We start from the raw sequence: 19694 nt of genomic DNA on the forward strand, positions 1-19694 counted from the left end.
ATCGTTAACATTTTATTCAAAATAATAACGATATGTTTGTGAATACTAAACTTAAAAACAAATATGAAAAAACAAGTTAATAGACATTTGTTGTTTGCAATTCCTGCAATGTTAGGATTTGCAATGTGTCAAGCTCAAAGCATGGCACCAAAAACATCAGGCATTGATGTTTCTTTAATGGATAAAAATGTTAAACCAAGTCAGGATTTCTTTAGATATGTAAATGGAACCTGGCTGGATAAAACTGAAATACCTAGTGATAGAAATGCTTGGGGAAGTTTTAATGAACTACGTCAGAAAACAGACAATGATGCTTTGGCAATTTTGAAAGAAGCTTCAAAAAGTCAAAAATATAAATCGAATACAGATCAAGGAAAAGCAATCGCTCTTTTTAATACAATCTTAGATACAGTTGGAAGAAATAAGAGAGGAATTACGCCGCTGCAACCTTACTTAAAGAAAATTGATGCGATTAAAAATGTAGCCGATTTACAGAATTTCTTAGCAGAGATGGAATCTCAGGGAGGTGTTGGTTTCTTTGGATTTTATATAAGTGCTGATAAAAAGAACAGTAATGTTAATGCTATTAGTTTAAGTGTAGGTCGATTAGGACTGTCGGATAAAGATTATTATGTGTCTGAAGATAAGGATTCTAAAGAGAAACGTGCTAAGTATGAACTTCATATTGCAAGAATGTTGCAATTAATAGGAGAGACTCCACAAAAGGCTAAAGAAAACGCTACTCAAGTCTTAGCTTTAGAAATAGCTATGTCTGCACCAAGATTAGACCGTGTGGAACGTAGAGACGGAAGATTGCAATATAATCCTACGGCTGTTGCAGATCTTAAAAAAATGACTCCTGCAATACAGTGGGATAAATACCTAACAGGTATTGGAATGACAAAAGTAGATACGATTATTGTAACGCAACCTCGTTACATGAAAGCATTACAAACCATTTTTACCGAGAATAAAGTAGGCGCTTGGAAAGAATATTTAAAATGGAGTATTTTAAATAAAACATCTTCGCAGTTAACTACTCAAATAGAAGATGCTAGTTTTGATTTTTACGGAAAAACATTAACAGGAGCTATAAAGCAACGTCCAGCAGAAGAAAGAGCACTTCAGGTAATAAACCAAGTGGTTGGAGAATCTTTAGGTAAACTATATGTTGAAAAAATGTTTCCAGCTGAAGCTAAAGTAAAAGCCGAAAAAATGATTCAGAATGTAGTTTTGGCGTACCAAAACCGTATTACTGATTTGCCATGGATGTCAGCAGAAACTAAAACTAAAGCAATTGAAAAACTGAATAAAATTGCCATAAAAATTGGTTATCCTGATAAATGGAAAGATTACAGCGAGTTGGTTATTAAAGATGTGTCCGAGGGAGGAAGTTATTTTGATAATAGCATCAACCTGGCTAAATGGAACTATAATCAAGATATTGCTAAATACAAAAAGCCAGTTGATAAAACGGTATGGGGAATGTCTCCGCAAACGGTAAATGCATATTACAACCCATCATATAACGAAATTGTATTTCCAGCAGCTATCTTACAACCTCCATTTTACAATTATCAAGCAGATGAAGCTGTGAATTATGGCGGAATCGGTGCAGTAATTGGTCATGAAATTTCTCATGGTTTTGATGATTCGGGTGCGCGTTATAATGCAAACGGTAATTTAGTTGACTGGTGGACAGCAGATGATTTAAAACAATTTACAGCTTTAGGAACTGCATTGGCAAACCAATATAGTGCATTAGAGCCTTTACCTGGAATTCACGTAGACGGAAAGTTTACCTTGGGTGAAAACATAGGCGATTTAGGAGGTATTAATGCTGCTTATGATGGATTGCAATTATATCTAAAAGCCAATGGAAACCCTGGATTAATAGATGGTTTTACACCAGAACAACGTTTCTTTATATCTTGGGCAACAGTTTGGAGAACTAAGAGTCGTGATGAAGCAATAAAAAGTCAGGTTAAAACAGATCCACACGCTCCGGGAATGTACCGAGCTTATGTGCCGTTACAAAATGTAGATGCTTTTTATAATGCATTCTCTATAAAACAAGGAGATGGTATGTATATAGAACCATCAAAACGAGTTAAGATTTGGTAAAATAAAAATACAAAAACGGCTGTCTTTAATAAGGCAGCCGTTTTTTATTTAAGTATTAAGTATTAAGTATTAAGTATTAAGTATTAAGTATTAAGTATTTTGTACCTAAAAGCAATTTCTTTATTATTAAATACTAATATCAGGAAAAGGCTTTGCGATACTAAAGGTAAAACCTAAAAAGTCTAACAATCTAAGAAGTCTAAGATAGTCTAACAAATCTAGCCAGCCCAACAATCTAAGAAGTCTAAGTCAGTCTAAGAATCTAAGATAGTCTAACAAATCTAACTAGTCTAACAATCTAAGAAGTCTAAGTCAGTCTAATCAATCTAAGTCAGTCTAAAAATCTAAGCAAGTCTAAGAAGTCTAATTAGTCTATTTCTTTATCTTCCTAATAGAAGAGTTTACTAAATACAAACCAATTAAAGTTACCAAAACTCCTATGACAATGGCAAGAGTAAGCGTTTCGTCAAAAAGGATGAAACCCAATAAAATGGCAACAATAGGATTAATGTAGGCATAAATACTACTAACTTCTTTTGGTAAATGCTGCAATGTATAGATAAAAGCAATAAAGGTTAAAACCGACCCGATAATCACCAGATACCCAATAGACCACCAAGAGGAAGCAGGGATTTGATTTAGAGGAATATTAGTTCCAGTTGTTTCGGTTATACCAAAAAGAATACAGCTCGAAATAAGCATTTGCAATCCCAGACTAAAATAAGGATTAAAACTAGCTGCTTTTTTCATGGTATGTAAAATCCCGAAAGCCCAAGTTATGGTTGAAGCAACGGATAAGAAGATTCCGAATTGGAATTGAGGGTTTAAGAAATCAGAAAGGTGATCTATAAAAATGATACAAACACCTACAAAACAAATTAAGATTCCCGCAACGGCAAGTCGGGCAATGCGTTCCCCTTTAAAAAAACAAATAACAACAATCCATATTGGGAAAATAGCACCAATAATGGCACCCAAACCACTGCTAATATATTTTACGCCCCAAGTGCTTAAACCATTACTACAAACAAAATTTAAGATACTTAAAACCAAGATAGTTTGCCATTGTTTTCCTTTTGGCCAAGGTTCTTTCTTGAGTATGAAATAACCAACGTATAAAATTCCGCCCATAAACTGTCGGATAGTTGCTAGTTGCAACGCAGGCATATGTTTTACGCCTTCTTTGGATGCCAGCCATGTTGTTCCCCAAAAAAAACTAACCCAGCATAAAGCAAGTATTGGTAAACCAATAGATTCTACTTTGTTAGAAAATGCCTGCTGAATTTTAGCTCTCACGTACTGATCGTTTTATGATGTAAATATTCAGAAATAATTTTGAATTAATATCATAAAATTGCTTTTTTGCTTACATTTTTTAATCTAAATATGTAACAAAATTTCAAAAGGCAGACCAATTGATTACAAACTTAAATCTAACAAAAATTAACATTTTATTCAAAATAATAACAATAAGTTTGTGAGTAACTATAAAACCTTATTTAAAAATGAAAAAGAACAATAGTAAGAATTTGCTATTTGCAATACCAGCAGTGTTGGGTTTTGCAATGTGTCAGGCTCAAAGTCAGGCGCCTTCAGCTTCTGGAATTGATGTATCCTTAATGGATAAAAAAGTTAAGCCAAGCGAAGATTTCTTTCGTTATGTAAATGGAACTTGGTTAGATAAGACCGAAATTCCTAAAGACAGAACTACGTGGGGAAGTTTTAATGAATTGCTGAAGAGTACAGATGCAAATTCGCTAGCTATTTTAAAAGAAGCATCAAAAGATCCAAAATATAAATCGAATACGGATCAAGGAAAAGCAATAAATCTTTTTAATGCAATCTTAGATACTGTTGGAAGAAACAAACAAGGAATTACTCCTTTAAAACCATATCTTAAAAAAATCGATGCAATAAAAAATATTGCTGATTTAGAGAAGTTTTTAATCGAAACGGAGCCTATTGGCGGAATTGGATTTTTTGGAGTATATGTAAGTGCTGATGAAAAAAATAGTACTAAAAACTCAGTAAGTCTTGGTTTAGGTAGATTAGGTTTACCAGATAAAGATTATTACACATCTGAAGAAAAAGATTCTAAAGAAAAACGTGAAAAATATGTACTTCACGTAGCTAGAATGTTGCAATTTATAGGAGAAACTCCTGCAGTTGCAAAGCAAAATGCTGAGAAAATATTAGCATTAGAAATCGAAATGTCTAAACCAAGATTAGATAGAGTAGAACGCAGAGATAGCAGATTACAGTACAATCCAACTTCGATTGCTGATTTGCAAAAAATGACACCAGCTATTAACTGGAAAAATTACCTTACAGGAATTGGAATGGCTAAAGTGGATACTGTTATTGTTCTGCAACCAAGATATATGAAAGCTATGGAAACTATTTTCAAAGAAAACAATATAGCAGCTTGGAAAGAATACATGAAATGGTCTTTATTAAGTGCATCATCATCACAATTGTCTACTGATATTGAAAGTGCAAACTTTGATTTCTACGGAAAAACATTAACTGGAGCGATTAAGCAACGTCCACGTGAAGAAAGAGCACTTCAGGTTGTAAACCAAACCATTGGTGAAGCTTTAGGTAAATTATATGTAGAGAAATTATTCCCAGCTGAAGCTAAAGCAAAAGCAGAGAAAATGATTCAGAATGTAATTTTAGCTTACCAAAACAGAATAAACAATTTAACTTGGATGTCTGCTGAAACTAAAGTTAAGGCGATTGAGAAATTAAACAAGATTACTATAAAAATTGGTTATCCTGATAAATGGATAGATTACTCAGCTTTAGAAGTTAAAAGTCTTGCTGAAGGCGGAAGCTATTTTGAAGACATGAAAAACTATTCTAAATGGAGTTTCAATAAAGGACTTTCTGATTTACCTAAACCTGTTGATAAAACAGAATGGGGAATGTCTCCACAAACTGTAAATGCATATTACAACCCATCGTATAACGAAATTGTATTCCCTGCAGCTATTTTACAACCTCCTTTTTATAACTACGAAGCAGACGAAGCAGTAAATTATGGTGGAATCGGTGCTGTAATCGGTCATGAAATTTCTCATGGTTTTGATGATGCTGGTGCTCGTTATAATGCAGAAGGAAACCTTGTTGATTGGTGGACAGAAAATGATTTGAAAGAATTTACAAAATTAGGAACTGCTCTTGCAGATCAATATAGTGCATTAGAGCCACTTCCGGGAGTTCACGTAGATGGTAAATTTACTTTAGGTGAAAACATTGGCGATTTAGGTGGAGTAAACGCTGCTTACGATGGTTTACAATTGTACTTAAAAGCAAATGGTAATCCAGGTTTAATCGACGGATTAACTCCAGAGCAACGTTTCTTTATTTCTTGGGCTACGGTTTGGAGAACTAAAAGCCGTGATGAAGCTTTAAAAAATCAAGTAAAAGTAGATCCGCACTCTCCAGGAATGTACCGTGCGTATGTGCCTATCCAGAATATGGATTCTTTCTATGAAGCATTCTCTATTAAAAAAGGAGATAAAATGTACATAGAACCAGAGAAAAGAGTTAAAATCTGGTAATATCAAGTTTATAAAAAAAAGGGGGCTGCTTTTATTAAAGCAGCCCCCTTTTTTTTGAGGTGCAAAGGTTCTGAGTGACAAAGGTTCAAAGGTTTTGGTTTGTGCATAAAAAAGACCCAATCTTGTCAGGCTGAGCGTCCCGAAACTTCGGGAGAAGCCCACGCCCTTCGACTCCGCTCAGGGGGACAGAAATTATGTACAGAAATAAAGGTTCAAAGGCTTGGTTTGCGCATAAAAAAACTCAATCTTGTCAGGCTGAGCGGAGTCGAAGCCACGCGAGTAACTAACATAAAGTATTCCATAAATTGCGGAGCCACTAACGGAGATTCCTCAATTCTTCGGAATGACAAGTTTGTGGTAACTTTATGCGCAAACCAAAACCTTTGAACCTTTGTCACTCAGAACCTCAGTACCTTCTTAAAAAACCTCAGAACCTTTTCTTCAAAAAACTATATCCAAGTGCCGTTTCTATTTTAGCACTCGAAATAACCTTTTTAAAGCTTTCTTTTTCGTGATTAAACTTAGGAGGAGTTAATTCCTTTTCAATCGCTTTTTGGGTGTAATATTCCTCACGCGTAGGATGAAATGGAGTAACGCCATTAAAAGTTTCATTCCATGAGTCGGATTCTATAATTTTTAGGATAATACCAATACAATCGTCCTGATGAATAAAGTTGATAGGCGCATCGGGATTCTCGACATTCTCTTTTCCAGATAGAAATTTAATAGGGTTTCGGTCTTCGCCAATTAAACCTCCAAAACGGAGAACAGTAGTTTTAAAATTGGTATTGCTATGCAGAAGTTCTTCGGCAATTATCAATTGTTTACCACTTTCGGTATCGGCATCAGGTTTTGTTTCTTCGGTTATCAATAAATCACTTTCACCATAAACGGATGTCGAACTTATAAAAAGTACTTTTTCAATGGTTGATTTTTCGATAAGAGGAATCAGGAAAGCGATTTTATCTACAAAGCTATCTGCGTTTTCGCCACGTAACTTGGGCGGAATATCGATAATAAGAATTGTGCTTTCATTCAAAAAAGCTTCAATTTGTCCTGATGTACTTTTGCCGAAAGGCGGATTCTCTGCGTTGCGATTGATATTTATTAAAAACGGATTAATCCCGGATTCTTCTAATATTGATAATTTTTCTGTTGAGGTTGTAGATCCGTTTACCGAAAAGCCTTTTGTAATCATGGCTTTCGCCAAAGGTAATCCCAACCATCCACAACCTAAAATACTAATTTTTGTCATTTAGTTTTCTTGTAATCAGTGTGTATTTTCTCGATAAGAAAGTTTTATTCTTAGCGTTATTTCCTTTGTATCTCTGCGCCTTTGTGCCTTTGCACCTTAATTTAAGAAATCTAGAAAAAAACGAACTTTATCTTTTCCGTTTGCACCAATGCGGTTATAGAATTTTATCGCTCTTGTATTAAATGTCGGCGTTTGCCATTGTATATTAATGCAGTTTTTGTTAATCGCAATTTGCTTAAGCTTTTCTATAATGGCTTCGCCAATTCCAAATCCACGAGCGGAATCCTCAAGATACAAACAATCTAAGTACATAAAATCGGCTGCATCCCATGTAGAATAATCGAAAGTATAAGTAGCATAACCTATAATTGCAGCATTTAGCTCAACAATTAAGCAATACAGTTTTGGACTTTCGGCAAACAAAGCAATTTTTAGTTTGTCTTCTTTTCCTTCAGTATTATAAGTTGCTTTCTCGTATTCGGCATGTTTTTGGCACAAGTCGACCAGTTTTGGTAAGTCGTTTGTGTTGCAATCTCGTATTATAAATTCCATTGATGGTGAATTTCGGTTTGTAAAAATTCTATAAAATGATTAAAATAGTCTGGATATTCTTTGCTTTGTCTAATGGCGATGAAATGTTTTCTTTTTAAGCCATTTTTACCAATTTTAACCGCTTTTAACGGGCTATTTTTTAAATATGGTAATACTGCCCATTTTGCCATTGACATAACGCCCATATCAGCTTTAATCATTTCGATAGAAGCTTCGGTAAGTGGCAAGGGAGTTATTTTTCGGGGAGTTACTTTGGCAGGAACCAAAAGCATTTGATGAATTGTAACACTTTCTATCGGTAGCGAATGAATGATTAAATGTTCATTGATAAAATCTTCGGCTACAACATATTTTTTATTTGCCCAGGAATGATTTTCAGATACAACCATTACCATTTCATCCTGAAAAAGTTCCAGGTATTTTATTCTGTCATCTTTTATAATGTCGCTTACAATACCAATGTCTATTACATTATCAAGTAATTTCTGAACGGGTTGTTGCGTGGCTTCGGTTACTATTTTGAGTTCAATATTTGGATATACAAAGTGAAATTGCTTTAAAACGGAAGGCAACCAATGATAGCTGGAAAAACATTCGGTACTAATACGGATTTCTCCATACTCGCCAAAAACCATTTGTTTGATTTCTTGCTCAGTTTCTGATATTTTGTCCAGAATCTCATTAGAAATCCCATATAGTTTTTCACCAGCTTTAGTTAAAACCAGTTTTTTGTTTGCTCTCAGGAATATCTTGGTTCCTAGTTGATATTCTGCCTCCTTCAGTTGGTGGCTTAATGCCGATTGAGTGAGATGTAGTTTATCAATAGCCTTGGTAATACTTCCTTCTTCGACAATTGCTTTTATCAATCGTAAATGTCTTATTTCCATTTTTGAGCGTTGTTTACACAAAGAAACAAAAATTTATACTTGCATTTGCATGAAAAAAAGTAATGCAATACATGAATTCTTTTCGTTTTTATTACAGTTGTTGTTGCTCTAATTTTGGATTGTTAAATAACTAAAAACAATACTATAATGGAAGATCAAATTAAACATTATGAAAACAAACTAGCATTTGAAATGGATCCATCAGATTTATTCGATGCTTTAAACGTTGGTGATAAAGTTGTTGCACTAGATGCCCGAAAAGCTTTTGGATTTGAAGCCGAGCATATACCGGGAGCAATTAATATTCCGCATCGCGAGATGACAATCGAAAACACGAAACATCTGGATAAAGAAATTTTATATGTAACCTACTGCGATGGCATTGGTTGCAATGCATCGACAAAAGGCGCTCTTGCCATGACCCGATTGGGATTTAAGGTAAAAGAATTAATGGGAGGAATCGAATGGTGGAAATTTGATGGTTATGCTACCGAAGGCACAAATGGAAAACAAACAGGATTGAAAATTGAATGTGCTTGTTAAGAATAGCCCTTCTGTTTTAGCCTTCTGGCACAAAAATAAGAAAGACACTATAATGCTTTGGCAAATAAATCTCTCGCAAAGACGCAAAGCCACAAAGAAACCAAATGCAAGCTTTGCGACTTTGCGACTTAGCGAGAAAATGATTCTCATAATTAATAAAAAACACATTTAATCATAATGGAAAAAAGTCCAGATTATAAATTATTACTCTGTTTGGCAACAGTAGGGATTGTATGGGGAACAACCTTTTTAGGAATCAGGGTTGCGGTTGAAACGATTCCGCCTTGGTTTGTAACCTCCATCCGACAAGGATTGGCAGGATTAATAGTAATGGTTATTTTACTATTTAAAAAAGAACTGAAATGGATTGGCTGGACAAATTTCAGGCATCAGTTAATTCCATCTTTATTAATGATTGTTATTGCAAATGGGTTCACAACAATTGCCGAACAAACTTTACCAAGCGGACTCGCATCGATAATGAGCGCGCTATCTCCCATACTTATTTTTGTTGGAAGTGTTTTCGTTGGATTACAAAAAGCGAGTTTAAAAGGTTTTGTAGGTGTTATAATAGGGTTTTCGGGAGTCGTTTTTATATTTAAAGACGGACTTGGGGCTTTTTTAGATTCTAATTACCAACACGGACTTATATTTATAAGCATGGCAATTTTTGGTTGGGCATCGGGAACGGTTTATACCAAAGCTCAAGCGCATAAATCGAATACGATTGCACTCAATTTGTTTTACCAATTTGCAATTGCGACTTTGGTTCAGCTTGTTTTGGCTTTTATCTTTTCTCCTAATCCAGATATAAGTTCGTGGAGTTTAAGAAGCTTTTCTGCGGCTTTATATTTGTCAGTTTTTGGTTCTGTGCTCGCATTCTTCTCTTACCATTATGCGATAAAGCGAGTAACGGCGGTTCAAATTTCTATTTTGTCTTATATCAATACTATAATCGCAGTGTTCTTGGGTTGGTTGTTACTAGACGAAGTAATTACGGTTGATTTTATCATTGCCACAGCATTGATTATTTTGGGAGTTTTTATCATCAATTATAAAAAGAAAGAAAAACCAATAACAATAAATGAAGAATGTTTACTTGTAGTAAACAAAAATCCCAAACTATCAGTTTGATAATTTGGGATTTGTTTTTTGTGTAAACCTTGTATTATTGCGGTGTGATTGCAGTTGGTTTTAAGCTATCTTTTACAACTTTTAAACTGTCTTGAGCAACGGTTGTTGTTTCGGGAGTGTCTAAAACTACTTTCGAAGGTTTTATTTTTTCTTTAATTACAACAGCATCGTTTAATACAAAAGGAGTTGGCATCATCCAGGAAGCTCTTTTCTCGACCTTAAGTAATGGATTAGTCAATAAATCAAACGAACTTTCTATTAAAGTCATGTCGAAAACTGTTTTTGCATCGATGCTAAATTGCATTACAAGCGGTTCATTGTTCACCACATAATAACTTAAAACTTTAGCGCCTTTTCGTTCCAGTTGGCTTCCTTTTTGTCCAAGAGGTGCTGTACCGTTTGCTTTAAAATTATTGAAAGCCATTTTTGGATCTCCAAAAATATCATAACGATTTACGTTTCTGTTAGGCGTAATTTTAATTTTTAAGAACCTTGTATTTCCTCTCACACTATCTTGTAGAAAAGCAATTGTAGGTTTTGCCAATGCTATTTTTGGAGCATCTGCGCTATAGGTAAACCCAGAGCTGTATTTGCTAAATAGCGGAAGGTTGTTTAAGGCAATAGCATCTTTTGGGTCTTGCCCTAAATATTTTTGAGTCCATTCGTCTAGGTTAACATCATAAGTTGTCCATTTAGACTTGTCCGTATCTGCATTATATACATACAACAAACTATTCGATTTTGCTTTGCCATTTTCATATCCAGAAGTATAACCACCCCATGCAAAACAACCAATCGAAGCGATAAGAAAGAACAATGCCCAAATTCCTTTTCTTATAAATGTACCAAAAATAGGAAGTAATAACCCGAAAGTTAGTGCAGTAAGAATAGCACTTCCAAAAAGTACTTTTAATCCTAAACCTATTGGAAACATTTGGATAAAAGGCGCAATAATCAACAAAGCAGGAATGCTGAATAATAGACTAACGAATAAATTTACTCTTTGAGTAATTATATAAGCTGCAAATAAGATTAACCCAAAGTAAACAGGAATGATTAAAAATCCTGCACCTTTTAAGCTATTTGCTAATAAACCATTAATAACAATCCATAAAAATAAAGGAGCTACATAATGACTAATTGTAACTTTTGTATCAGAGAAACTATTGTAAAATGAAAAACAAATAGCGATTGTCAATAAGACAAAGGCAGAAATGTAAGCATGACCGTTATACGTAAAACCGTTTAGCAAGTCGTTATACTGCGGATAAATTTGTAATATTAACTTCCAGCCCAGGAAAGTAACAAGTCCGGCAACAATTATTGCACCAAGCAAAGGGATAAAACCTCTAAACATGTCACTAAATGTGATAATTCTTTTTGCTTTTCCTATAAAAATCAAGAATATAAAAAGCCCTAATGCAATAAGAGTTATTGGTAAAACCCATGAAAAAGGATAATTTATAAACGTAAACGGAATGGTGAAATAAACAAAATCCTCAGTAGTTGGAGCGTGATTTAAGTCGCTGTTAGAGAAGTATTTCAGCAAAGGCATTAAGTAACTACCTTGGTGTGTTAGGCTAGTTTTGTTTAAATGAGCAAGGTCATCCTGTTGCGTATGATAATTAAAATGGTCATCTATAAAAGCAAAATTAAAACCCTGAATATTACCTTGTTCTCTAAAAACAGTTAAATCGGTATCATTAGGTAACATCTTATAAATGCTGTACATAAGCGAGTTCGATACAGGATAAGTAGTTTTTGCTTCGGCAAATTCTTTAACCATCTCAGCATTTCCGCTGTTAGTTTCCATTAGCATATAACTTGGTCCAGACGTACCACGAGCTTCAAAGTTTATAACCAAACCTACATCTTTAGCCCATTTATGTTGTGTTACAAAAAGAGCAGCACCGTTTAAACCTAATTCTTCGGCATCGGTAAAAAGGATAATAATATCATTTTTATGTTTTTCTTTACTGTACAAAAAGGCGCGAACACCTTCTAGAATCGTTGCAACACCCGATGCATCGTCGCTTGCACCATGCGAGAAAGAATGCGGAGCACTATCATAATGAGATAATAATAACAACGCTTTGCTATTGTTAGACCCTTTTATGCGGGCCATAATATTTTTAGATTTTACCAGATTTCCCCAGTCACTCATTGTAAAACCTTCCTGAACAGAAGTTTCAAGACCTAGTTCCTTTAGTTCAGATTCGATATATTGTGCTACTACTTCATGATTTGCCGAACCGACATAATGAGGTTCCTGAGCAATTTCTTTAACGTGAGCCAAAGCTCTATCGGTCGAAAATTCGGCAAGAGCTTCTTCACCCTTAGAAACCCATTGTGGTTTAAGAGTGACATAAACAAAAGCTAGTACGGCAAGTATGCCTAGAATAGATAAGATGGAGGGAATGGTTTTTTTCATGTGGTATTTTTGGGGGGCTAGAGTTCTTTTTTAACAAGCAAAAAATAATCGTTTTCCAAAGAACGGTATCCTTGGTCATATAAAAAATAGTAGGTATTTCCGGTTTTAGTGTCCATAATATTGGTGAAAAAATCAAAATCAAAACCCTTACTAAGCATTTTATCTCTTGTAGCTTTTGATTTTCCGTCGGGATTTAACTCCAATAATATGCGATAGTTTTTGCGTAATTTATTATTTACGTTACGCATAAAATTAGTACTATCCTTGTTTATTTTATTATTATAGGCATTCCGACAACTGTCAGAGCAGAATTTTTTATCCTCTCGACCTACAATTTTTTCAGAGCATTCCAAGCATGTTTTCATGGATTCACTTTTTTATATTAAACAGCTCAATTACTTTGTTATTATGAGCGAGTCAATAGCTTTTATTTGTTAACATCGTTCCTGCTTTCGCCTTTATCTCTCCACTACGTTACGAGGATATCGGCTCTATCAGGGCTAATGGGGATAATTGTTTTTCTTACCAATCCTGATATTCTTATGGATTTAATTTCTTAATTTCATATAAATCATGTCGGCGGTCTTTTAAAATTCGTACGCTACCATGCTCATGAATATCTTTTAACAAATCCAGATCTACATCTACAATCAATGTCATTTCCGTATTAGGAGTTGCTTCAGCTTTAATTCCGTTACTAGGAAAAGCAAAATCCGAAGGCGTAAAAACAGCCGCTTGCGCATATTGTATATCCATATTGTTCACCTTAGGCAAATTACCAACACAACCCGCAATAGCAACATAACATTCGTTTTCTATCGCTCTGGCTTGTGCACAATGTTTTACCCTAACATACGCATTTTGAGTATCAGTCAAGAATGGAACAAACAAAATATTCATACCCTCGTCAGACATAATTCTTGAAACCTCAGGAAACTCAACATCATAACAAATCAGGATTCCTATTTTACCACAATCAGTATCAAAGGTTTTAATCTCCGAGCCACCTTTCATTCCCCAATGCTGTACTTCGTTGGGCGTTATGTGTATTTTGCTATACATTTCGGATGTTCCGTCACGTTTACACAAAAAACCAACATTATATAAATTACCGTTTTCCATATACGGCATACTACCCGTAATAATATTGATGTTATAAGAAATAGCAAATTCCTGAAAACGCTTACGAATCGGGTCCGAATGTCTGGCTAATTCGCGTATCGCTTCGGCTTCAGATAAATGATTATAATCCGCCATAAGAGGCGCAATAAAGAGTTCAGGGAACAAAGCAAAATCACTTCCATAACCCGAAACTACATCTATAAAAAATTCCGATTGCTCAAAAAGAGCTTCAATATTATTAAGTTGGCGCATTTGCCATTGAATCAGTCCAAGGCGAATAATGCTTTTGTCGAGATTAATTAATTTCGGACTTTCATCATAATAAACATTATTCCATTCCAGAAGCACAGCAAATTCCATCGAAGCTTCGTCGCCCTCCAGATAATTTTTCATGATTCGGATAACGTGGAAATCGTTACTCAATTGAAACGAAAGGACAGGGTCGTGTAGTTCTTTATGTTTTACTTTATCAATATAATTTTTCGGGCTTAGTTTCTTGGCGTGTTGTGCGTAATTTGGAATTCGACCAGCAAAAACAATTGCTTTTAAGTTAAGTTGCTCGCATAATTCTTTTCTGGCATCATATAAACGTCTTCCTAAACGTAAACCACGATAATTAGGATGAATAAAGACATCAATCCCGTATAAGATTTCTCCGTTTTTATTATGGGTCGAAAACGTATAGTTTCCTACTACCTGGAGATAATTATGTTTTTTATCAACTAATTTTTCATCGACAATCAGCGATAATGCTGACCCTACCACTTTTCCATCAACAAGAATCACTAATTGACCTTCAGGAAAAATTTCGAGTAATTTCTCAATATGCTCTACCCTCCAGTAAGAATCGGCCATGGCAGGATAGGATTCTACCATAGAGTTTTTCAACTGTTTGTAGTCCTCAAATTCTAAATTTCGTAATTCTACTTTATTGATTTTGGCCTGCATAATGTGAGATTTTCCTCAAATATAATGAATTATTCCCATTTACAAACGCTTACAAGTAGTTACAACCGAAAGTAAATAGTTACCAACCGATTAACGATACCTACTTGTCGCAACTTTGCCTTGTTGATTTGAGAGACATATCAATATAAAATATTTAAAACATACACGCCATGAGTACATTAAGAAACAAAGTACAGTTAGTAGGAAACGTAGGAAACGATCCAGAAATTAAAAACCTTGAAGGAGGTAAAAAGTTAGCCAATTTAGTAATTGCTACAAATGAAAGATACACTAATAGCAATGGGGAAAAAGTAGAGCAAACCGAATGGCACCGTCTTGTTGCCTGGGGAAAAACGGCCGAGATTATCGAGAAATATGTGGTTAAGGGAAAAGAAATTGCTGTTGAAGGGAAATTAACACATAGAAGTTACGATGATAAAAACGGAGAAAAACGTTTTATAACCGAAGTCGTTATAACCGAACTACTTTTATTAGGAAACAAATAGCTTACACATTAATTACTTAAAAGTTCCGTGAAATGATTTTCATGGGACTTTTTTTAGCTCTAAATTCTGTTTATTATTTCAGAAAACTTTTTAAACAAAATACTACATCAAATACTACATCTATGACATTTTTAGGGGCAGATTTTAATCATTTCTTTCCATTTACCTGAAAAAAGAGAAAACCACTAATCTGGGATAAATCGTACATATAAAATAAGAATTATAGTTTACATAGCGATTAATTCGCTTTTATTAAGGTTTCATATTTAAAAATGAAACGAAAAAAGCAATTTTTTTGACGTTCCATTTTATAAAATGAAACGAAGGATAGCTCATCTTAGACATGTTGCTCTTTTTTAATATTTAATTTTGATTGCCTTATGATAATTTTAAGAAAATTCTTGTTTCATATTTTTCAATGAATTGCAAACTAGTAATGTACGTTTTTGGTTTTATTATTTAGGTATCTAACGATAGATGTAATAGTAAACAGGATTTTACAAAAGCTTAAATGCGATGAATGAGAAATCAAAATCAAGAATTAATAATCAAAATAGTAGTAGGCCTTATTTAAGCATATACAAGTTTATTTATATACGCTTTTATGTAACCAATTTTTACTAAGGTTACAAAGCGATGATATTAAAGAAGTAAAATAAATGTTGAACATATTTATCCCTTAAGTGACTTGTTAAATAGGGCTTAGGTTCACATTTTTAGTATTTATAAAGCAACAAGGATTATTAACAAATTTTATTATTATTATGAAACAATTATTTAACAAGTGTGGATTAAAAGGCGCAATATTAGTTTTTGCGGCAGGATGTCTTGCAGTACCCCAGCTGGAAGCTCAAAACAGTAAAAAGCCCAACGTTCTTATACTTTGGGGAGATGATATTGGTACTACCAATATAAGCGCGTATAGTGATGGTCTAATGGGATATACTACCCCTAATATTGATCGTCTGGCAAACGAAGGATTACGTTTTTTACATTATTATGGAGAACAAAGCTGTACTGCGGGTCGTGCAGCATTCTTAACAGGACAGCATGGTCTTCGTACTGGGCTTACAAAAGTAGGTTTCCCGGGAGCACCAATGGGTATGAGCCAACTTGATCCATCTATTGGAGGCATTATGAAAAACTTAGGGTATGTTACAGGACAGTTTGGTAAAAATCACGTAGGAGATCGTAATGAAAGTTTACCGACAGTAAATGGTTTTGATGAATTCTTTGGAAATTTGTATCACTTAAATGCTGAAGAAGAACCAGAATTGCCAGATTATCCTAAAGACCCTGCCTATTTGAAAAAATTTGGTCCTAGAGGAGTACTAAAATGTACAGCAACAAATTCAGATGATGCAACCACTGATCCACGATTTGGCAGAGTTGGAAAACAAAGAATAGAAGATACAGGCCCTCTTACTAAAAAAAGAATGGAGACAATAGATGACGAAACATCTGCTGCTGCAATTGATTTTATAAAAAGACAAACGGCTGCAGGAAAACCATTTTTCTGTTGGTTCAATGCTACACGTATGCACCTTCGTACACACGTTAGAGCAGAACATAGAGGAAAATATACTCATGGAGATAGTGAATATATTGATGGTATGATTGAACACGATTTAACTATTGGAGATATCTTAAAAGCATTGGATGATTTAGGAATCGCTGATAATACAATTGTAGTTTATTCTACAGATAATGGTCCTCACATGAATACATGGCCTGATGGTGCAATGACCCCTTTTCGCTCTGAAAAAAATACTAACTGGGAAGGTGCATTTCGTGTTCCATGTTTAGTACGTTGGCCAGGAGTAATTAAACCAGGACAAGTTACAACTGAATTAATGTCTCACAATGACTGGATTCCAACTTTAGCATCAATTGTCGGTGAGCCAGATTTAACTAATAAACTTTTAAAGGGTTATAATGCAAACGGAAAAACGTACAAAGTGCATTTAGATGGTTTTGATCAAAGTAACTTTTTACGAGGCAAAATACAAAAAAGTGCCAGAGACAAATTCTTTTATACAGATGATGATGGCTTATTGGTTGGTTTGAGAGAAGGTGATTATAAATATGTTTTTGCAGAACAACGTTTGGGAGGTACGATGGGAGTTTGGGCAGAACCTTTTACTAAACTGCGCCTACAAAAAATATTCAATTTGTACCAAGATCCTTTTGAAAGAGCAGATATCACTTCGAATAGTTTTTGGGAGTGGCAGTTGAATCACGTTCAGCTAATGTATGGCGCAATACAAGATGTAGTTGTATTTGCAGAAACATTTAAAGATTATCCTCCAAGATCAATTCCGCCGAGCTTCTCAGCCTATACAATTATGGAAGAGGCAATGAAAGATATTAAAGCACAGAAATATATTGAGAAGAATGTACTTCCTAAATTACAAGAGGATGAAGCAGCATCAAAAAAGAAATAATAATACTTTAAGGAAACAGGATTTTAAATAGTCCTGTTTCTTTTCACTTAAATAGTATCATCATGTATAGAAAAATATATATAGTACCCCTGTTTTTATTATTGCTTGTTTCTTGTAAAAAAACTGATACTGTTACAAGTATTAATTCTAATGACAGTACAACAGTTGTTGCAACAAGTGGTGATCCGTTACCAAGTTGGAATGATGGAAAACTAAAAAAAGACATCATAGCTTATGTTGAGAAAGTAACTAAGGAAGGAAGCCCCGACTTTATTCCAGTTGAAAGCAGAATTGCAACTTTTGATAATGATGGAACACTTTGGGCTGAAAAGCCATATGTTCAGGAATTGTTTGCTTTTTACCGTGTTAAAAAAATGGTAGAGGTAAAACCAGAATTGGCTAAAGTGCAACCTTTTAAAGCTGTTGTTGAAAAAGACAAAGATTTTTTTGCCAAAGGAGGAGATAAAGCACTTATAGAACTGGTTGCGGCAACTCATACGGGTATGACCGAAGACCAATTTGAGAGTTCAGTTAAGGAATTTTTCGCTGGAGCAACTTATCCAGGAAAAAATGTTCCGTTGAAACAAATTCGTTATCAACCACAATTGGAGTTATTGAACTACTTACGCGCTAATGGTTTCAAAACATTTATTGTTACAGGTGGAACTATAGAATTGGTTCGTGCAATCTCAGCCGATTTTTATGGAATCCCTAAAGAACAAGTTGTAGGTACTTCTTTCAAATACAAATTTGATGCTGCAACTGGTAATATTACCCGTGAACCAGCTCTTGATTTATTGAACGATAAAGAAGGCAAGCCAGTCGGAATTCAATTGCATATCGGGCAACGACCTGTATTTGCTTGTGGTAACGAAGGTGGTGCTGGAGATATCGCAATGCTTAAATACACCCAAGGTAACAAATACCCATCTTTTCAATTATTAGTAAATCACAATGATTCGATAAGAGAATTTAGTTATCAGGAAAAAGATAATGCATCATTGAATGCTGCTGCAAAAAACAACTGGCATGTGATAAACATGAAAGAAGACTGGAAGAAAGTTTTTGCAGACAAATAAGTATTGGTTTTGGTTAGGTTTTAAAGCGATACAGCTTTTTTGTTTGTTTAAAAGCTGTATCCTTTAATAAGTACAATTAAGGACATTTTAAAATCGAATATATGAAACGTTTTACCCCATTTCTAAAACTTAAATCAGCATTTATTGTAATAGTAATTTCTTTAACTCATTTTACAGCAAATGCACAGGAAGAAAAAGCAGGTGCAAGCGCACAAGAACTTGCAGATAAATTGGCAAATCCAGTTGCGAGTCTTATAAGCGTTCCATTGCAAAATAATCTTAATTATGGTATTGGTCCTTATAATGGATCTAAATATACAGTTAACGTACAACCGGTAATTCCTTTTAAATTAAGTGATAATCTAAATTTAATTACCCGTTATATAGTTCCAATTGTAGATCAAAGAGATATTACAGGTGAAAATACACATCAATTTGGATTAAGTGATGCAACTGTAACCGCTTTTTTTGCACCCAAAAGTGAGAAGATTATATGGGGAGTTGGTCCAGCATTTTTAGTTCCAACCGCAACCGATAAGTTTTTAGGAACCGAGAAATTCGGGGTAGGACCTAGTGTATTAATCATGCATCAGGGAAAAGGACTTTCGGTAGGTTTTCTTGCCAACCAAATATGGTCGGTAGCAGGAAATGAAGACCGCGCCGATTTTAATGAATTCTATATACAAGCGTTCCTTTCTCATAGTTTTAAAAGTGGTGCCAGTTTAGGCGCAAATGTAGAAGTAACCCAAAACTGGGAAGGAAAAACAACAACAATATCTTTCAACCCTTCGATAGGAGCGGTAACAAAATTAGGAAGTCAAGTCGTTCAATTTGCCTTAATGCCATTAATCCCAATAGATGGACCATCAGAATCTAAACCAGATTGGGGACTAAGAGCAGTATTGGCTTTTGTTTTTCCAGGTTCATAAAAGCATTTTGTATTTTTTACTTGAAAGAAAATATCAAAGAAAAAAGAATTCAACTAGTTGTCTACTCTCACAGATGCATTTTATTATTTAATCCGAATTTATGGTCCAGACGAATCGATATTAAATGGTACATGGAAAGCTCCGCAGCCAGAACTTGTGAAATAAAACTAAGGT

At 34.6% G+C, this 19694-nt stretch carries 15 protein-coding genes; 8 read left to right on the top strand and 7 right to left on the bottom strand.

Annotated features, from left to right (window positions below; translation table 11 throughout):
* The first annotated feature begins 63 nt into the window (after window positions 1–63).
* The gene (locus tag OA93_RS12165; RefSeq protein ID WP_039113534.1) at window positions 64–2124 is read left to right on the top strand and encodes a M13 family metallopeptidase; all 2061 of its coding nucleotides are present in this window, start codon (window positions 64–66) and stop codon (window positions 2122–2124) included.
* A gap of 372 nt (window positions 2125–2496) precedes the next feature.
* Here the strand turns inward: OA93_RS12165 and OA93_RS12170 are convergent, their stop codons facing one another.
* Window positions 2497–3420, bottom strand: coding sequence for an EamA family transporter (locus tag OA93_RS12170; RefSeq protein WP_039113536.1), 924 nt, complete (start codon window positions 3418–3420; stop codon window positions 2497–2499).
* A gap of 209 nt (window positions 3421–3629) precedes the next feature.
* On the opposite strand from OA93_RS12170, the gene OA93_RS12175 reads away from it, so the two are divergent.
* Window positions 3630–5690: a M13 family metallopeptidase gene (locus OA93_RS12175; RefSeq protein ID WP_039113538.1), complete on the top strand. Its 2061-nt coding sequence runs from the start codon at window positions 3630–3632 to the stop codon at window positions 5688–5690.
* 427 nt (window positions 5691–6117) lie between these two features.
* Here OA93_RS12175 and OA93_RS12180 read toward each other — a convergent pair whose 3' ends face one another.
* The 3 genes from OA93_RS12180 to OA93_RS12190 all read right to left on the bottom strand — a co-directional run bounded on the left by OA93_RS12180 (window position 6118) and on the right by OA93_RS12190 (window position 8384).
* Window positions 6118–6945 carry an epimerase gene (locus OA93_RS12180; protein ID WP_039113539.1) on the bottom strand — a complete coding sequence of 276 codons (828 nt, stop codon included), beginning with the start codon at window positions 6943–6945 and terminating at the stop codon, window positions 6118–6120.
* Window positions 6946–7041: 96 nt separating this feature from the next.
* The gene (locus tag OA93_RS12185) at window positions 7042–7497 is read right to left on the bottom strand and encodes a GNAT family N-acetyltransferase (protein ID WP_039113540.1); all 456 of its coding nucleotides are present in this window, start codon (window positions 7495–7497) and stop codon (window positions 7042–7044) included.
* Entirely contained in the window at window positions 7485–8384 is a 900-nt protein-coding gene (locus tag OA93_RS12190; RefSeq protein WP_039113542.1) for a LysR family transcriptional regulator, read from the bottom strand. The genes OA93_RS12185 and OA93_RS12190 overlap by 13 nt, the downstream gene beginning before the upstream one ends.
* Before the next feature lie 147 nt (window positions 8385–8531).
* On the opposite strand from OA93_RS12190, the gene OA93_RS12195 reads away from it, so the two are divergent.
* Window positions 8532–8927: a rhodanese-like domain-containing protein gene (locus OA93_RS12195; protein ID WP_039113543.1), complete on the top strand. Its 396-nt coding sequence runs from the start codon at window positions 8532–8534 to the stop codon at window positions 8925–8927.
* A gap of 177 nt (window positions 8928–9104) precedes the next feature.
* Entirely contained in the window at window positions 9105–10061 is a 957-nt protein-coding gene (locus OA93_RS12200; RefSeq protein ID WP_039113545.1) for an EamA family transporter, read from the top strand.
* A 34-nt stretch (window positions 10062–10095) separates the two neighbouring features.
* Here the strand turns inward: OA93_RS12200 and OA93_RS12205 are convergent, their stop codons facing one another.
* The 3 genes from OA93_RS12205 to OA93_RS12215 all read right to left on the bottom strand — a co-directional run bounded on the left by OA93_RS12205 (window position 10096) and on the right by OA93_RS12215 (window position 14562).
* Window positions 10096–12492 carry a M20/M25/M40 family metallo-hydrolase gene (locus OA93_RS12205; protein ID WP_039113546.1) on the bottom strand — a complete coding sequence of 799 codons (2397 nt, stop codon included), beginning with the start codon at window positions 12490–12492 and terminating at the stop codon, window positions 10096–10098.
* A gap of 17 nt (window positions 12493–12509) precedes the next feature.
* Window positions 12510–12857 (bottom strand): hypothetical protein, encoded by a 348-nt coding sequence (locus OA93_RS12210; protein ID WP_039113547.1) that lies wholly within the window; start codon window positions 12855–12857, stop codon window positions 12510–12512.
* Between the two features lie 175 nt (window positions 12858–13032).
* Window positions 13033–14562 carry a bifunctional GNAT family N-acetyltransferase/carbon-nitrogen hydrolase family protein gene (locus OA93_RS12215; RefSeq protein WP_039113549.1) on the bottom strand — a complete coding sequence of 510 codons (1530 nt, stop codon included), beginning with the start codon at window positions 14560–14562 and terminating at the stop codon, window positions 13033–13035.
* Window positions 14563–14732: 170 nt separating this feature from the next.
* Here OA93_RS12215 and ssb point away from each other — a divergent pair, with 170 nt between their 5' ends.
* From ssb to OA93_RS12235, 4 genes are all read left to right on the top strand, one after another.
* Window positions 14733–15068 (top strand): single-stranded DNA-binding protein, encoded by a 336-nt coding sequence (gene ssb / locus OA93_RS12220; RefSeq protein ID WP_039113551.1) that lies wholly within the window; start codon window positions 14733–14735, stop codon window positions 15066–15068.
* Between the two features lie 764 nt (window positions 15069–15832).
* Window positions 15833–17512, top strand: a complete 1680-nt coding sequence (locus OA93_RS12225; protein WP_039113553.1) for an arylsulfatase — start codon at window positions 15833–15835, stop codon at window positions 17510–17512.
* A gap of 62 nt (window positions 17513–17574) precedes the next feature.
* Window positions 17575–18591, top strand: coding sequence for an HAD family hydrolase (locus OA93_RS12230; RefSeq protein ID WP_082001811.1), 1017 nt, complete (start codon window positions 17575–17577; stop codon window positions 18589–18591).
* A gap of 101 nt (window positions 18592–18692) precedes the next feature.
* Window positions 18693–19520 (top strand): transporter, encoded by an 828-nt coding sequence (locus OA93_RS12235; protein WP_039113555.1) that lies wholly within the window; start codon window positions 18693–18695, stop codon window positions 19518–19520.
* Window positions 19521–19694 lie beyond the last annotated feature (174 nt).

This window comes from Flavobacterium sp. KMS (assembly GCF_000813005.1).
In the GTDB taxonomy this organism is placed as follows: domain Bacteria; phylum Bacteroidota; class Bacteroidia; order Flavobacteriales; family Flavobacteriaceae; genus Flavobacterium.

Bases quoted from the DNA above. Each gene is read 5' to 3' on its own strand.
- OA93_RS12195 (WP_039113543.1), top strand. From the start codon at position 8,532: ATGGAAGATCAAATTAAACATTATGAAAACAAACTAGCATTTGAAATG.
- OA93_RS12225 (WP_039113553.1), top strand. From the start codon at position 15,833: ATGAAACAATTATTTAACAAGTGTGGATTAAAAGGCGCAATATTAGTT.
- OA93_RS12215 (WP_039113549.1), bottom strand. From the start codon at position 14,562: ATGCAGGCCAAAATCAATAAAGTAGAATTACGAAATTTAGAATTTGAG.
- OA93_RS12180 (WP_039113539.1), bottom strand. From the start codon at position 6,945: ATGACAAAAATTAGTATTTTAGGTTGTGGATGGTTGGGATTACCTTTG.
- OA93_RS12205 (WP_039113546.1), bottom strand. From the start codon at position 12,492: ATGAAAAAAACCATTCCCTCCATCTTATCTATTCTAGGCATACTTGCC.
- OA93_RS12235 (WP_039113555.1), top strand. From the start codon at position 18,693: ATGAAACGTTTTACCCCATTTCTAAAACTTAAATCAGCATTTATTGTA.
- OA93_RS12185 (WP_039113540.1), bottom strand. From the start codon at position 7,497: ATGGAATTTATAATACGAGATTGCAACACAAACGACTTACCAAAACTG.
- OA93_RS12200 (WP_039113545.1), top strand. From the start codon at position 9,105: ATGGAAAAAAGTCCAGATTATAAATTATTACTCTGTTTGGCAACAGTA.
- OA93_RS12190 (WP_039113542.1), bottom strand. From the start codon at position 8,384: ATGGAAATAAGACATTTACGATTGATAAAAGCAATTGTCGAAGAAGGA.
- ssb (WP_039113551.1), top strand. From the start codon at position 14,733: ATGAGTACATTAAGAAACAAAGTACAGTTAGTAGGAAACGTAGGAAAC.
- OA93_RS12165 (WP_039113534.1), top strand. From the start codon at position 64: ATGAAAAAACAAGTTAATAGACATTTGTTGTTTGCAATTCCTGCAATG.
- OA93_RS12175 (WP_039113538.1), top strand. From the start codon at position 3,630: ATGAAAAAGAACAATAGTAAGAATTTGCTATTTGCAATACCAGCAGTG.
- OA93_RS12230 (WP_082001811.1), top strand. From the start codon at position 17,575: ATGTATAGAAAAATATATATAGTACCCCTGTTTTTATTATTGCTTGTT.
- OA93_RS12210 (WP_039113547.1), bottom strand. From the start codon at position 12,857: ATGAAAACATGCTTGGAATGCTCTGAAAAAATTGTAGGTCGAGAGGAT.